The organism is Pedobacter polaris (assembly GCF_005116505.1).
Taxonomy (GTDB): domain Bacteria; phylum Bacteroidota; class Bacteroidia; order Sphingobacteriales; family Sphingobacteriaceae; genus Pedobacter; species Pedobacter polaris.
Map to the genome: position 1 here is coordinate 35274 of NZ_SWBR01000002.1, position 15921 is coordinate 51194.

The window sequence follows — 15921 nt, forward strand, 5'->3', positions numbered from 1 at the left end:
TTAGAATAACGGACCAATTAATGAAAATATATATATTACTTGTGGTAGGATTGATGACAGGGTTTGTTGCAAATGCACAGCTAATGCCGCTGGGGGCAACGTTCTACTTTAACCAATACCTTGGTAATCCAGCCATGGCAGGTTTGAACGAGGGGCTTCACTTGAACGCCGGACTCAACCAGCAATGGAGTGCAGTTCCAGGATCTCCATCTGCCCAGTACATCACAGTTGATAGGAGATCGAACAAGGTTGGCCTTGGCCTAAGCCTGTATGCCGACAAGGCTGGGTTACTTAAGCGTACTCGGGTAGTGGGCAGCTATGCTTACCATCTTCCGCTCAATGCAAAAAACGATCAATTGCACTTCGGGATTTCCCTTGGTGCACTTTCAGAAAGATTGGCAACCGAAGAGATTAACGGCTCGATATCCGACATCGCTGCTCAGCGCTTCAACGAACGGGACGCGGTACTGGATGGCGATTTTGGAATGGCCTATACCACAGGAAAAATAACCATTCAGGGAGCGATTCCAAACCTTAAAAATTTCTTGAAAAAGGAACAATACAACACGGCCAATTGGAATACTTTCTATACGGCAGTGAGCTATAAGTTTATGACGGATAGTACAACGAGGGCATTTATGATAGAACCTAAATTGAGCTTTAGAGGAGTGAGGGGCTATGAAGACGTAATTGATGCTGGAGTGAATGTTGCAACGGCATCAAATAAATTTTACGCTTCCAGTATATACCATAGTACCAAGAGCATTTCTTTTGGAATGGGCTTCAACTACAACAATTTTGCCATTCTGGGGATGTATACTTCGGGTACTTCGGCTTTGAAAAACTATTCGAGTGGGAACTTTGAAATAGGATTAGTATATAGTTTTAAAAAGAATTAATAGTAGTTTTTTTCACTAATTTCCTAGCAATTTCAACCCATATTTTGTTCGAATTATGTCTGTTTGGGTTTGTTTATACAAGGACGCCTAGGTAATTGCGGTTTAAAAATACGCTACCAACAATAGCAGGGTGTATGAATTCATCCCAGATATATTCCTGTCTATTCGTTTATATTTCTTTTGTCTGCGATCCCTCAGAATGTAATCAAACATTGTATTAACAAAGTATTAAAAATTTATTAAAAAAATATGATAAAATATTTGACTAAATCCTTTTAGTGATTATATTTGGTCTATATATGTGTGTACATCTTATAATGTTGATCACATATTAAACAACCAGATATAAACCAATAGATTAGACGGAAGTCAGAAGTTACGTCCTCAACAACGTACTATCGCGTGGCTTTCCAGTCAATTTTGGTGAATATTATTAAGCATTGACCAAACTTAATATATAAACCCGTATGAGAGTTTTTGCCCATGTAAACAATTTGTCAATTAAGGCAACCTTGAGGTACCTGTCTATTATTTTATTGATAGGTGTTTCAGTTCAAGGTTATGCCCAATCCACACGTATACAAGGTAGCGTGGTGGACGAACAGAACCTGCCCGTGCCAGGAATAAGCATAAAGGTAAGGGGTACTACGCAAGGTACCACCACGGGTAGTGATGGAAAGTATGTGCTAACCCCGGCCGCAAATACTGGTATGCTTGAGTTTTCTTTCCTAGGTTACATCACTCAAGAGAAAGCCTATAATGGTTCACAAACCATTGATGTAAAAATGGTTCCGGCTCAAAATAACCTAAATGAAATCGTAGTTGTAGGTTACGGAACCCAACGAAGGCTTAGCGTTGTGGGTGCAGTAGATCAGATTACGAGTGCAGCTATTGAGGGGAAACCCGCTCCTAATCTTATCACAGCTTTGCAAGGTGTTTCTCCAAACCTAACCATCCAACAGCGTAGTAATGAACCAGGACAGCCTTTAAATATTAACATCAGGGGAGTGAGCACCATGGGTGACAATTCGCCACTGGTTGTTATTGACGGGCTAGTTGGTGGAGACATCAATTTGCTGAATCCTAATGATGTGGAGAGTATATCCGTATTGAAGGATGCTGGAGCTGCCGCAATCTACGGATCTAGGTCTGCAAACGGCGTATTATTAATAACCACTAAAAAAGGAAGTAAAAATTCTAAAAGCCGTATTAATTACAATGGCTTAGTGGGTGTGCAAACGCCGAAGGTTTTCTGGGAGCCAGTAGCTGGTTACCAGAATGCAATTTTACGCAATGAAGCGAACGTAAATGCAGGCCAGCTACCTATTTATAGTCCAGAACAAATCAGGAACTTCCAACAACAGGGAGACACAGAGTATTTCTTGGATGGGATTTTGAAAGATGCCCTACAGCAAAACCATAGCATCAGTCTTTCTGGTGGTTCAGAGAATTCATCTTATTTGGTCTCTGCCGGATTTTTGGACCAAAGAAGCAACTTGGTTGGTCAGAACTTTGGCCTGAAAAGGTACAATTTCCGTTTAAATATGACTAATGAATATGGACGTTTAAAGCTGACAAGCATCTTGGCCTACGCCAAATCTAACATTTTTGATCATTCGTCCAACACCTCTACATTGATCGTGGATGCAAGCCGTGTCCCTTTGTACTACAAACTCAAAGATGAGCAGGGCAGGTATTTAACTAACGATGTGTTAAGTGAGTTTAATCCTCTCGGCCAGTTAGAAGCTGGAGGATATCGCAAATACAACAACGACAACTTATTCGGAAACTTGAATGCAGAATTTAGGATTATAGACTTTTTAAAATTGAGAGGAGTTGTTGGTGGTACCTTAAACGCCAATCATCAGCATGCAAGAACACTGCGGGTAGACTACTTCCCAAGTGGTGTGTCGGGTGCAGATAGAAATACCAATGACGATAATTTTAAGGATCTCCTGATCAATACCCAACTCTTGGCAGAGTTTAGTAAAACGTTTAACCAAAAACACATCGTCTCCGCGTTGGTGGGTGTTACGAACGAATCGTATAAAAGTGAGAGCAATGCCATCTACCGCAAGTTCACCGATCCTGAGTTGGGTACTCCAGTTACAGAAACAATTATCGACCCCAATTCTGCAAACAGTAACCAACGTACAAATGAGACCAGCTTAAATTCAATTTTAGGCCGCGCAAACTACTCCTATAATGATATCTATTATGGCGAGTTTAGTTTTAGGTTGGATGCCTCGTCTAAATTCTCACAACAAAATAGGTCGGCATTCTTTCCATCTTTCTCTGTAGGTTACCGTATCAGCCAGGAGGCGTTTATGGAAAATTACAGGAATAAGATCGGTAATTTGAAAATTAGGGGCTCCTATGGAATCTTGGGTAATCAAAATGTTGGCAACTACCAATACCAAACGACCTACTTTTTTTATAACAATGCCTACGGATTTAACAATACTGCCGTAAATGGAACGGGAATTAATTTTGCCAACAATAATTTACGTTGGGAAAAAGCAGCTACGCTTAACATAGGGGTGGATGCCTCATTCTTTAAAAATACGTTAACAGTTTCTTTAGATTATTTCAATAAAAAAACCAGCGATATCCTGATCCCACCAATCGTTCCTGGTGCTTTCGGTTCTGGTTTGCCAACTTACAATGCGGGCGAGATGAGAAATGAAGGTTGGGATGCCAGTATCAACTATAGAATAGATGGTAAAGTTTTAAAGCATACCATTGGCCTTAACCTTGCCGATAGTAAAAACAAGGTGTTGAAAATTGATGGTGGTACTCAATTCAATAATTCAGATGAGATGACTTATATCACCCAGGTTGGCCTGCCATTTCATTCTTATGTTGGCCTCAAACGAGATGGTTATTTTCAGACACTTGAAGAAGCAGCCGTGGGTCCTAAGCCAGCAGGTTTAAATGTTGGCCCAGGCGACATTAGGTTTGTTGATGTGAACGGAGACAATGTGATTGATGACCGAGACAGGTATGTGCTGGGAAATCCATTTCCAAGATATACGTTCGGTATTAATTACAACTTGCAGGTCAAAGGCTTCGATTTAGGTATCTTCATTCAAGGTGTGGGACGCAGGAGCGCTTTTGTGAGGGGAGAACTCATCGAGCCATTCCACTTTAATTATGGCCAAACAGCTTACAAAAACAACTTGGATTACTGGACTCCTACCAATCCGAACGCAGCTTATCCGCGTCTATCTGCAAATGGAAGTGCGTCTAATACCAATAATTTCAGACGTGGCTCCGATCTGTACTTGTTTAACGCTGCTTATGCACGCCTTAAAAACGTTCAGCTGGGATATACCTTACCTACAGCTACTTCAAAAAAGCTGGGAATGCAAAAATGTAGGGCTTATTTTTCTGGTACTAACCTGTTGACCTTGTCAAAGCTAGGTTTCTTGGATCCAGAGGCTACAGAGTTTAATAGCAATCTACAAAGTGGTGGAGCAAATAGTGGCAGGTCATATCCAACCCCAGTTTATATCGGATTTGGACTTGATGTAACTTTTTAATTCGTGCAATATGAAAAATATAAAAATAATCAATAAAATCATGGTGCTTAGCACACTGTTTGTCGTTTTCGGTTGCAAGAAGCTAGATTTGGCACCAGTAAATACTTTTACAGACCTAAATTATTGGACAACGCCTGCAAAGGCGGCAAGTGTTTTGAATACTGCATACGCCCAAATGTTCGACAACAATAGCTTCTTCCTGAATGAAGCATTTTCAGATAATGCATATAATGGACGCGGCGATGCAGAAGGTGCAGCTTCGATTGCAGCAGGCACCTACGATCCATCACTTCAACGCTTTAAAGATGAATGGGGTCGCAGATATGGGGCCATAAAAACTGTCCATATCATATTAGAGAATATAGAAAAGGTTCCCAACATGGATCCTAATCTTCGTGAACGAATGAAAGCTGAGGCTCGTTTCATTAGAGCATTCCAATTTTTTCAATTGACTACCTGGTTTGGAGATGTTCCTTTATTTCAAAAAGATTTAACAATCGAAGAATCCAAAACAATTTCTCGTTCATCTAGGTCGGAAGTATTGGCATTTGTTTTAAGTGAACTAGATGCAGTTTCAGCAATACTACCAGTATCTTATGCAGATGTAGACAAAGGTCGAATAACCAAAGGTGCTGCGCTGGGGATGAAAGCTCGTGTTTTGCTTTATGATAGCAGATGGCAGGAATTAGCAACCACTTGCGAACAGATCATGAGCGCAAATACATACAGTCTTTTTCCTTCGTATGAAGGGTTGTTTTTACCACAAAATGAAAACAATAGTGAAGTAATTTTTGATATGCAGTACGTACCCTTACTACGTACCTATAGTAATTTCTTCGATTATGCACCGATATCTGTAGGTGCCCGTTTGAACAATTTTGCACCAACCCAAGAACTGGTTGATAATTATGTGATGCTGAATGGTAAGGCCATTGGAGAAACTGGTTCGGGTTATGTAGAAGCTGATCCATATGTTAACAGGGATCCTCGTCTCTCAAACACGGTGGTATACCATTTGTTCAAATGGAAAAAGCCTGATAACTCCCTGCAGACGATTTATATCAAACCAGGTTCTGATCCAAATCAAGCTACAAAGTTAGACGAGTATGCACCAGGTTCGGTAACATCTCCAACAGGCTATTATCTGCGCAAATATTATGATCCTAATTCAGCTAACAATTTCCAGTCGGGTCTGAATTTAATTCTGATCAGGTATGCAGACGTATTGCTCATGTATGCAGAGGCAAAAAATGAGCTTTCACAGTTAACTTCGGCTGTTTGGGACCAAACTATAAAACCATTGCGCACAAGGGCTGGCTTTACAGATCCTGCAGCACTTAACTTTCCATCTTTGGCTCAAGGCCCGATGAGAACTTTGATTCGCAACGAGCGTAGAAGCGAATTGGCCATGGAAGGGCTGCGAATTTTTGACATTAGAAGATGGCGTACTGCTGAAACCGTTTTGAATGGCTTTGCCCATGGTGCGAAATTCGGTCCGCCTTCTATCGATAATGGTTACATCCGTGCCAACCAACGTGTGTTTGACCCGGCAAGGAATTACTTGTGGCCAATCCCTCGAGATGAGAGAGCGATTAACTCGAACCTTACACAAAATCCTGGATACAACTAACGAAAAACTTAGCTATAAAAAAAATGAAAAGAATTTACGGTAATATGTTGATGCTTATGGTAATAAGCTTAACTGGATTAACCTTTTCCTGCAAAAAGGACAAAGAAATTAATACGAATGTGGCACCAGTTGCTATCCTTTATGGGCCAGACAATAACAAGTACATTAAACTGGACCCAAAAGCTGGAACCCAGGTATTTGAATGGCAACAAGCCCGTGCTGAAGACGGTGGATTAGTATTGTACGAAGTGGTTTTCGACAAGGAAACAGGTGATTTCTCAAATCCATTGTTCTCTATGGTTTCAGATGAAAAAGGGCAGCGTACTAAATTAACTATTTCAGACGCAGATTTAAATAAAATAGCCAACAAGGCTGGTATTCAAGCTTTGGGTAAGGGAAAATTGAAATGGACAGTTTGGGCATCAAAAGGGGTGAACGTGGTTAAAGAATCCGTATCAAGATTGATTGAGGTGGAGCGACCATTGGGATTTGCCGAAATACCTGCAGATTTATATTTAACGGGTACAGCAACAGAGGGTGGTGCTGATTTAGCCACTGCTTTGCGTTTCAAAAAAACTGGTGTGGCAAGCTTCGAAATTTATACCTCACTAAAGGCAGGAACTTATCGCTTTATGGGAGGTAACAGTGCAAATGCCAAAGCCTACTCAATTGCCAATGGGAACTTGGTAGAGGGGGGAGAGGTAACAGTTACTGGAGCTACAAAAGTCTATCGAATTAGGCTAGATTTTGAGAATGTGGTAGCAACCTATACGGAGATTACCTCAGTTGGCCTTTGGTTTGCTCCAAATAACAACATCATGCATGTTTTGCCGTATACGGGTGGAGGAATCTGGAAGATAGCCAATGCACCAGTGGTCTTTAGGCAAGAGAGCTGGGGTAGGGACGAACGTTATAAATTTCGCTTAAGTACAGTTAATGCAGCGGGTACGCCTGGTGTCGAGAATTTTGGCAGTTCTAACAGAGACAACCAGCGCGCTGATGCAAATTCGCCAGCATCTTATTTTTACTTACTTCCAGTAGATAATAGTCAATGGGATAACACTTATAAATTTGCTACTGCGGCCGACAATAAGAACTGCGATATTATTGTTAATTTCAGTTCTACAGTATCAAATTACACCCATTCGGTAACCGTTAAATAATTAATAGCTTCATCACAAATGAAAACAAAATTATAAACAGATGAAAAATACTAAAATAGGAATAGTGTTGTTTGGTGTTGCAAGCGCCATTACTTTGTTGAGTTCTTGTTTAAAAGACGAATCCTTCCCACTTTACCCGGGCAAGGAAGTGGTAACTGTAAACTACAACTGGAGTTTAACAGCAGATTCATTACAAGATAAACTTACCAGCTCTTATCTATCGGCAAATGGCAAGTATTATAAAGCTGACAATGCTGGGAGCACGGTCTTCAACTATTGGCCAAATGCACACGTGATGGATGTGCTTAACGATGGCTTTGTGCGAACCAAAAATGACGTTTATAAACAAAGAATGGTGAGCTTGTTGGCTGGGATTAGGGAAACCAATGGCAATACTTTGTCGAATAATTTTTATGACGACATGGAATGGCTATCTCTTTCCACTTTGAGGGCATATCAGACCACAGGTGATGTTAATTTTTTAAATGCAGCAAAGGTTTTGTGGACAGACATCAAAACCGGGCGTAATAATATTCAGGGCGATGGGATTGCGTGGCGTAAAACCCAACTTTATTACAAGAACACACCTGCTAATGCGCCAGCAATAATCTTTGCAGCCAGGCTATACCAATTGGAAAAAGATGCTGCAGATCTGCAGATTGCAAAAGAGCTTTACACCTGGTTGAAAGGAAAACTCATCGATCCTGCTTCAGGAATTGCATGGGATGGTGTTAATGCCAATCAAAATGGTGAGATAGATAAGAACTTATATACCTATAACCAAGGCGTTTTTGTTGGGGCCGGGCTAGAATTGTACAAGGCAACAGGAGAGATTGCGTATTTAAATGATGCTATGAGAACAGCGAACGCAACCATGAAGAACTTATCACTCTCTCCAGGTGGTTTACTGAAAAATGAAGGTCAGGGCGATGGAGGATTATTTAAGGGAATTTTGGTGAGGTATTTTACCCTATTGGTACAAGAACCAGTACTTTATAAAACCGATAAGGATGCACTGGTAACTTTCCTGAAATTCAATGCGCAAACATTGTATACACAGGGTATAGCAAGGCCTGCACTTAGCATCAATTCCGATTGGAAGAGCAAACCAAGTGCTAGTGCTGATTTAACCACCCAACTGAGCGGTATGATGATGCTCGAGGCTGCTAGTACACTGAATGCACTGAAATTATTTTAAACCGTTTCCGCTTTGGGCAAATGCTGTTCCAAGTGGAACCACAATAGTCTCAAGTAATAATTAAAATTTACGCTACACCATTATCCAATCAAATGACGAGCAAATTTAAATGCATACTAACTGTGGTCTTATTAGTGTTTGCTTCGGTTTCTGTTAGTAAAGCGCAGCAGACTAAGGGCTATGGGAAATATGTAAACACTTTTATAGGTACCGCTCCCCTTAATGATCCAAAAATTCTTGGCTATGAGCTGCCGAAAGGATGGAGGTCTTGGGCTGGGCTAACCTTCCCAGGCAGTTCGATGCCAAATGCAATGGTACAATTAAGTCCTATAACAGAATATGGTTCTGGTGCAGGATATGAATATGAAGACGATATCATTTATGGTTTTGCCCATACAAATAAAGGGCACTGGAATTTGTGCAACATTCCAATTATGCCCATATGGGAAGGAGGAATTGAAGCTGCTAAAGCTGCAATTGAAAATTCTAACAACACCATAGAAGGCAAGGGCCGCAATCCTAAGGAATTCGGTTCGAAATTTTCCCACAAGATGGAAAATGCTGCGCCAGGCTTTTACCAAGTATACCTTGAAAATTATAAAGTAAAAGTAAGTCTTACTTCTACTTTGAGAAGTGGATTTCACAGATACGAATTTGCCCACAATACTGGCAGGCAAATTATATTCGATCTGGGCAGGGCTAACAATAGGATTTCTAATTGGGAGATAGAACAAGTGGGCAAAAACGTATTGAAGGGAAGCCAGCTCCCTGGCGAACGCGTTTACTTTTATGCGATATTAAATACAGACATTGTCTCGCTAGAAAAAACAGGTGAAGACAAAGCTGGTGGTTATGCTCGTGTGAAGTTATCAGCTACAAATAAAGGGGCTGTAGAAGTTAAGATAGGTCTTTCTTATGTAAGTACAGAAAATGCAAGGGAGAACTTGGAACAGGAAATTGGCCATAAAACATTTGAGTTGGTACGCCAAGAGGCTACACAGACATGGGATGAGATTCTTTCTAAAATTGAGCTAAAAGGAGGCACGGAAAAACAAAAACAGCTGTTGTACTCTAGCTTATATCGCTCATTGCTTTGGCCTGCATTGCGTAGCGACATTAATGGAGAATACATAGATGCCAAAAGGAACCGCACCAAATCCACAGATTTTAATTACTATACAGAACCCTCACTTTGGGATACCTACCGTAATAAAGATGTGTTACTTGGCCTAATATCACCCAAAGTAGCACTTGATGTAATTAAGTCTATGAAAGATGTAGGGGATAAGACTGGTTTTATTCCAACTTTTTTTCATGGGGATCATGGCGCTTCTTCTATCGCAGGAGCTTACCTCAGGGGTATAGATAATTTTGATGTAAAGGGTACTTATGCTATTTTGTTAAGAAATGCAAATGTATCACCAGGGGCACGTCCGCACTTGGCAGAATATATAACAAAGGGATTTATCTCCGATCCAGACATTCGCAATCCTGAGGTGGAAACAAAAGCAAAAGCAGGGGTTTCCAAAACTTTGGAGTATGCTTACGATGATTATTCTCTTGCGCAGATGGCTATAAAACTTGGCGATACAGCCAATTACAAGATACTGATGGCGCGGTCTAAAAACTATAAAAATATGTTCGACCCAGCTACCAGATTTATGAGAGGAAAATTGGAAAATGGTGAGTGGATTAAACCTTTTGATCCTCAATATCCATATTATGAATATATGTACCGAGAGGCTAATGCATGGCAGGTGTCTTTTTTTGCACCACATGACATGAAGGGACTTATTGAATTATATGGTGGTCCTGCTGGTTTCGAATCCAAACTGGATTCTTTATTTACACTGCCATGGAACCCCAAGCATATCGCAAGAAACGTAGAGACCTTTATAGGGCAATACTGCCATGGCAATCAACCTGATCACGAAGCGCCATTTGCCTACACTTTTATTGGGAAACCTGAAAAAACACAAAAGGTACTGGACAATATCCTAAACAACCTCTATGGTATTGGTGATAAAGGCCTAGCGCTATCTGGAATGGATGATGCAGGCGAAATGTCGGCCTGGTATGTGCTTACTGCATTGGGCCTGTACACTTTTTCGGCAACCGACCCCGAGTACTTGGTCACAGCACCGCTCTTTGAGGAAGTGAAATGGAGCACAAGTAGTGGTAAAACTTTAACGATCAAGAAACCTGGAGGTGGAAGAGGAATCACCGCTATTAAAGTAGACGGCAAATTGATTAATGGTTATTTTATATCACACGATTTATTCAAGAACGGTGGTACGATAGAAGTGGTCACAAAATAAGGTCTTGAGCATTTGTAAAATGGAGTTGCTTTGAGGTGTGTTTCAACAGCATCAAATAAGTTTATACTTTTATTATATACCATAGAACCAAGAGTATTTCTTTTTGAATTTATATGGTTTCGTTTATCTTTTGGTTATTGGGATTGCTGAGCTGGGCTTTGCTCTTCATTGATGGGCAGCAGAAAGTGGAATGTGGATCCCATTTCAGGGGAACTTTTAACTTCGATCTTGGATTTGTGGTAACGAAGGATTTCGGCCACAAGGTATAGGCCAATGCCAAATCCAACGGTATGCTTGGTTTGCTGGCTCTGTACGCGGTAGAAGCGTTCAAATAGTTGCTTCTGGTCCGCCTCACCGATTCCTATGCCATGATCGGTCACGTAAATTTTCACTGCTGTTCCGTGCAGTTGGTAGCCGATGGTTATGCTGCTCTGGGGAGGAGAGTATTTAATGGCATTGTTAATCAGATTGACCATTACCTGGTATATCTTGGCACGATCGGCCACTATCGTTATAGGGCCGTTATGGATAAGGTTGATGTTGTGGCTGTGGCTGATGAGCTGGATTTCCTGTATCACCTCTTGTAGTAGGATATGCAATTGGAAGGTTTCTAGGTTGAGTTCTATTTTAGCCACTTCGAGCCTAGAGAGGTTGAGGAAGTCTTCGATCATCCTGATCATACTCTTAGCCTGGTTTTCAGTTTTGGCCAAGGCCATACTGATAAAGGGATCGCCGGAATTTTTCGTTTTTGAAAGCATAACCTGCAGGTAACCTAGGATAGAGGTCAAGGGTGTTTTCAACTCATGGCTAACCATGGCTACAAAATCGTTCTTGCGTTGTTCTTCCAGCACCATTGCGGTAATGTCCCTGGTAAAGCAGCGGGTATGGATGAATTTTTCCTCTTTTCTGAGCACGTTTGAACTGATCAGCACGTGTTTGATGCTTCCATCCTTGCATTTCAGCCTCGCGCTGTAGTTGTGCAGGGTCTCGTTATTGATCAGCCTTGTCAGGATATCTTCGATCGTGCTTTGGTCGGCATGGAATTTGGCGATGGGCTGGCCAATGTATTCCTGCTTTTCATAGCCAAGAGCAGTAAGTTCGGCTTGATTGGCCCAAGTGATGATGCCCTTGCCATTCACCCAGTGCAAGGGAATGGCGGCATTTTCGATGAAATCGGTCAGCTCTTCATTGAGAAGCGACAGTTCGTTTACACGGGCCTTGCACTGCGCTAATTCCTGCTGGATTTGCTGAAAAGATCTATCTTCCACTGGTTTTGGTTTTATAATCATCCTAAAAACTCGGTAGCTTTGTCCGCTATGGACGATAAGTTAGTCAGGTTATTTTTGTAAAAAAAAACAGTCTGATTTGATTGGCTTTGTCGGTACCATGTTAACAGTTTTAGACTGGAATGGTTTTTATTTTCTTTAGCCTTGGTCTTTTTACTTAAGAAAAGCTAATTGTTAGTGCTGCTATTGGTGTATACCTTATGTATTTTAGTGTTCTTAATTCTATTTCTACAAGAAGTGCTTTCGGTTTTCCATTTATTCTATAAATAAGAAACATCGAGAGATGAGCCGACAAAAATCATTTGAATTTTTGTCAGTTTGGTCGACGGCAGGTGTTGGTAAGCTATTCCAAATTCTTTGTAATTTGATTGTTGAGGATAAAACTATTTATGGTACATGACTGTTGTACGTGGAATATAATCCCTATATCAAAATAGAAAAGGCATTATTTGTTCTGTTTGCTGTTTTGAATTTAAGGGGCTTGTAATTAATTTAGCTATGCTTATAACAGTATTATCCTATTATATATATGAACGAACAAGCGGCAAACGATGAGCGTTTCAGGGCGCTTGTAAGCGCAACTTCGGATGTGGTTTATAGACTCAGTGCTGACTGGGAAGTGATGTACGAGCTAGATGGACGTGGGTTTTTGAAGAGCTCTTCGCAACCAATCAGAGGGTGGAGAAACATAAATGTATATCCTTTAGATATGGAAATGGTCAACAACGCAATTTATAAGGCCATCGCTTCTAAATCCATGTTTGAGCTAGAGCACCGGGTGGTTAGAGCAGATGGCTCTACAGGATGGACCATGTCAAGGGCGATACCGATTCTTGGCACCGATGGAGAGATTTTGGAATGGTTCGGGGCTGCAAGCGATATCTCCTTGCGTAAGGAGGCAGAAGAAAGACTCCAAGCGGCAATGAATGAGGAGGTCAGACAAAAACAGGTTTACGAAACCGTAACTTCAAACACCCCCGACCTAGTTTATGTGTTCGAATTGGATTATACCTTTTCCTATGTGAACAAGGCTTTGCTAGAAATGTGGGGAAAAAGTTGGGAAGATGCAGTAGGTAAAGGCCTGCTTGAAAATGGATATGAGCCTTGGCATGCAAAAATGCATGAGCAGGAGATAGACCATATTGTTGCCACAGGAGAAAGGGTACGAGGAGAGGTTGCTTTTCCACACGCTGTACTTGGAAAAAGAATTTATGATTATATCTTAACCCCTGTTTTTGATTCGGCTGGAAAAGTGGTGGCCGTTTCTGGGGTAACTAGGGATGTAACTGAGCGAAAGCTTATTGAATTAGAAAAGCAGCAACTTTCTGATGATTTAGCCACGATCAACGAGGAGATGGCTGCAACCAATGAAGAGTTATTAGCGGGCAATGAAGACCTCATAAATGCAAGGGATATGCTTGGCGGGGCACTGGAGAAGCTGAGCAGAAGCGAAACTAAGCTGCGCTACCTCATTGCCAATGCACCAGTAGCTATTGCCTTGGTGCAAGGTAGGGGAATGATAATTGAAACTGCTAATGCCAAAATATTGGAGATTTGGGGGAAGAGTGATAGCGTAGTTGGAAAGCCCCTTGTAGAGGCTATACCAGAACTTATCGGTCAAGGTTTTCTAGAGCTCCTAGACCAAGTGTTCACTACCGGGGTTGCCTACATAGGGAAAGAGGAATATGCCGTGCTCGAAGGAAGGGAGTGGTTCTTGAGTTTTGTCTATCAGCCAATTACTGGCGAGGATGGAATAGTTGACCATATTTTGATTACCGCAACTGATGTGACCGAACTAGTACAGTCTAGACATAAGGTTGAGGCGGCAGAAACTGCCATGCGACTTGCCATCGAGGCGGCCAATTTCGGGACTTGGTGGATTCATTCCGAGACTAGAGAATTTGTAACTTCAGACCGGCTAAAAGAACTTTTTGGTTTTTATCCTTTTGATCAAGTTTCAATTGCTGATGCGATAGGTCAGATTACCCCCGAATATCAAAACTATGTTTCAGAGAAGCTCGAAGCTGCTATTACAGTGGGCGGGAATTACGACGTAACCTATCCAGTAGTTGGGTTTCATGATGGAGTGCTACGCTGGTTACGGGCAGTTGGTAACTTAAAAGAGGACCCTTCTGGAGGTTTTTCGGCCTTTACAGGTGTAGTGATGGAAATTACCGAATCCTACCTTGCAGTTAAAAATATCGAACGTGCTGAGGAGTCCCTTCGTCTTGCGATAGATGCTGCAGAACTGGGCTCTTTCCAGATTAGTGTAACAGATCGGACCTTTATTGCCTCGCCCAAATTTAAGGAGTTTTTTGGCTATTTACCTGATGATGAAGTTCCCTATGAGGTTGCCATCGAACAGATACATGAGGATTATCGGGAGATTATTGCTAGCAAGATCGAGGATTCTATTGTTAATGGGATTAGGTTTGATACCGAATACCCAGTGGTCGGTTTCCATGATGGCAAGATCCGTTGGGTAAGGGCTATTGGTACCGTGCAACACCAGAATAACGGGGTAGACAGTTATTTTACTGGGGTACTGCATGAGATTACCGAGCGAAAGATGGACGAAATGAGAAAGAATGACTTTATCGGGATGGTTTCCCATGAGCTTAAAACGCCATTGACTTCGCTCAATGGTTACCTGCAGCTGATGGAACGGAATGCAAAAAAGGTGGAGGACAAGTTTTTGATGGGTACTACAGGGAGCGCCTTAAAGCAGGTAAAGAAGATGTCGGGAATGATCAATGGCTTCCTTAATATTTCGAGGTTAGAGTCAGGTAAGATTGTTTTAGAAAAATCACATTTTAACCTCAACGAGCTGATTTTAGAAACTCTGGAGGATACTAGCCAATTGGAATCAAGTGCGAATATTTCCTTTATTCCTTGCGAGCAACTCCCTGTCTTTGCCGATCAGGACAAGATTAGTAGCGTGTTGTCGAATTTCCTTAGCAATGCTGTTAAGTATTCCCCTAGTGGATCAGAGGTAAAGGTAAGCTGTGGGATTTTTGGTGACATGGCACAGGTAACTGTGAGCGATCAGGGGCAAGGTTTAAGAGAAAAGGATTTAGAGAAAGTGTTCGAACGCTTTTATCGTGTAGAGGATAATATCAATATTTCTGGATTTGGAATAGGGCTGTATTTAAGTGCTGAGATTATCCATCGCCATGGCGGGAAGATATGGGTGGAGAGTGAATTTGGTAAGGGCTCTACATTTTATTTCAATATTCCACTGGTGGTTAGCAGCGCTTTGTAAGTTTGGGTGGTAGATTTTTTGTTTTAAGCTTGAGGAATTAGCATCTTTAGAACCATGGAAAACGCATTGAGCGCAGCAATAAAAGAAAATACAACTCCAGAACATCAGCAGTTAGAACAATTGGTAATTTCACATTTAAAGCAGATCCGCTCGGATGCTGATTATGCGCAATTGCTTCGAAACTTTTATGCCTATTTTAGTGCGGTTGAAGCGGTATGTGTACCAAATATTTCAATAACAGGCTTAATCGATCTTTCTTCAAGAAGGGATTCCAGTTTTATCGCTAGGGATATTACCGAACTTGGTGGAAATTTGGATAATTTGCCTGCTGTAGTAGTGCCTGAAATTAATAATCTAGCCCAAGCAATGGGTGCAATGTACGTAATAGAGGGGTCAGTGCTTGGCGGACCATACATTGTAAAAATGCTGGCAAGACTTGGTATTGTTAATGGAGTTTCTTTCTTTTCGGGCTATGGTGCAGCGACAGGCGAACGCTGGAAGGAATTTGTTACCGCCTTGAATTCGCTTTCTGATCCTTTAGCACAACAGCAAGCGATCTTTACTGCAAAGGAGACATTTGCCAATTTTCAAAAAGTATTTTAGGTTACTACAAGCTTGTAAGA

General features: G+C 41.4%; 9 protein-coding genes. 8 read left to right on the top strand and 1 reads right to left on the bottom strand.

Annotated elements, in window-relative coordinates:
* Window positions 1-20: 20 nt before the first annotated feature.
* From FA048_RS06570 to FA048_RS06595, 6 genes are all read left to right on the top strand, one after another.
* Complete coding sequence (locus tag FA048_RS06570; protein ID WP_136839451.1) at window positions 21-899, top strand: PorP/SprF family type IX secretion system membrane protein; 879 nt, start codon at window positions 21-23, stop codon at window positions 897-899.
* A gap of 467 nt (window positions 900-1366) precedes the next feature.
* Window positions 1367-4441, top strand: coding sequence for a SusC/RagA family TonB-linked outer membrane protein (locus FA048_RS06575; RefSeq protein ID WP_136839452.1), 3075 nt, complete (start codon window positions 1367-1369; stop codon window positions 4439-4441).
* Window positions 4442-4451: 10 nt separating this feature from the next.
* Window positions 4452-6071, top strand: coding sequence for a RagB/SusD family nutrient uptake outer membrane protein (locus FA048_RS06580; RefSeq protein WP_136839453.1), 1620 nt, complete (start codon window positions 4452-4454; stop codon window positions 6069-6071).
* Window positions 6072-6094: 23 nt separating this feature from the next.
* Window positions 6095-7234 carry a SusE domain-containing protein gene (locus tag FA048_RS06585; RefSeq protein ID WP_136839454.1) on the top strand — a complete coding sequence of 380 codons (1140 nt, stop codon included), beginning with the start codon at window positions 6095-6097 and terminating at the stop codon, window positions 7232-7234.
* A 40-nt stretch (window positions 7235-7274) separates the two neighbouring features.
* Entirely contained in the window at window positions 7275-8432 is a 1158-nt protein-coding gene (locus FA048_RS06590; protein WP_136839455.1) for a glycoside hydrolase family 76 protein, read from the top strand.
* 92 nt (window positions 8433-8524) lie between these two features.
* Window positions 8525-10750, top strand: coding sequence for a GH92 family glycosyl hydrolase (locus FA048_RS06595; RefSeq protein WP_136839456.1), 2226 nt, complete (start codon window positions 8525-8527; stop codon window positions 10748-10750).
* 134 nt (window positions 10751-10884) lie between these two features.
* Here FA048_RS06595 and FA048_RS06600 read toward each other — a convergent pair whose 3' ends face one another.
* A complete protein-coding gene (locus FA048_RS06600; protein WP_169306823.1) occupies window positions 10885-12018 on the bottom strand; it encodes a PAS domain-containing sensor histidine kinase in 1134 nt (377 codons plus the stop codon).
* A 547-nt stretch (window positions 12019-12565) separates the two neighbouring features.
* On the opposite strand from FA048_RS06600, the gene FA048_RS06605 reads away from it, so the two are divergent.
* The gene (locus FA048_RS06605) at window positions 12566-15298 is read left to right on the top strand and encodes a PAS domain-containing sensor histidine kinase (RefSeq protein ID WP_136839458.1); all 2733 of its coding nucleotides are present in this window, start codon (window positions 12566-12568) and stop codon (window positions 15296-15298) included.
* A gap of 54 nt (window positions 15299-15352) precedes the next feature.
* On the top strand, window positions 15353-15901 hold the full coding sequence (locus FA048_RS06610; RefSeq protein WP_136839459.1) for a biliverdin-producing heme oxygenase: 549 nt from the start codon (window positions 15353-15355) through the stop codon (window positions 15899-15901).
* Window positions 15902-15921: the final 20 nt, after the last annotated feature.

Coding starts and splice junctions, on each gene's coding strand:
- FA048_RS06605 (WP_136839458.1), top strand. CDS start 12,566: ATGAACGAACAAGCGGCAAACGATGAGCGTTTCAGGGCGCTTGTAAGC.
- FA048_RS06590 (WP_136839455.1), top strand. CDS start 7,275: ATGAAAAATACTAAAATAGGAATAGTGTTGTTTGGTGTTGCAAGCGCC.
- FA048_RS06570 (WP_136839451.1), top strand. CDS start 21: ATGAAAATATATATATTACTTGTGGTAGGATTGATGACAGGGTTTGTT.
- FA048_RS06610 (WP_136839459.1), top strand. CDS start 15,353: ATGGAAAACGCATTGAGCGCAGCAATAAAAGAAAATACAACTCCAGAA.
- FA048_RS06575 (WP_136839452.1), top strand. CDS start 1,367: ATGAGAGTTTTTGCCCATGTAAACAATTTGTCAATTAAGGCAACCTTG.
- FA048_RS06595 (WP_136839456.1), top strand. CDS start 8,525: ATGACGAGCAAATTTAAATGCATACTAACTGTGGTCTTATTAGTGTTT.
- FA048_RS06585 (WP_136839454.1), top strand. CDS start 6,095: ATGAAAAGAATTTACGGTAATATGTTGATGCTTATGGTAATAAGCTTA.
- FA048_RS06580 (WP_136839453.1), top strand. CDS start 4,452: ATGAAAAATATAAAAATAATCAATAAAATCATGGTGCTTAGCACACTG.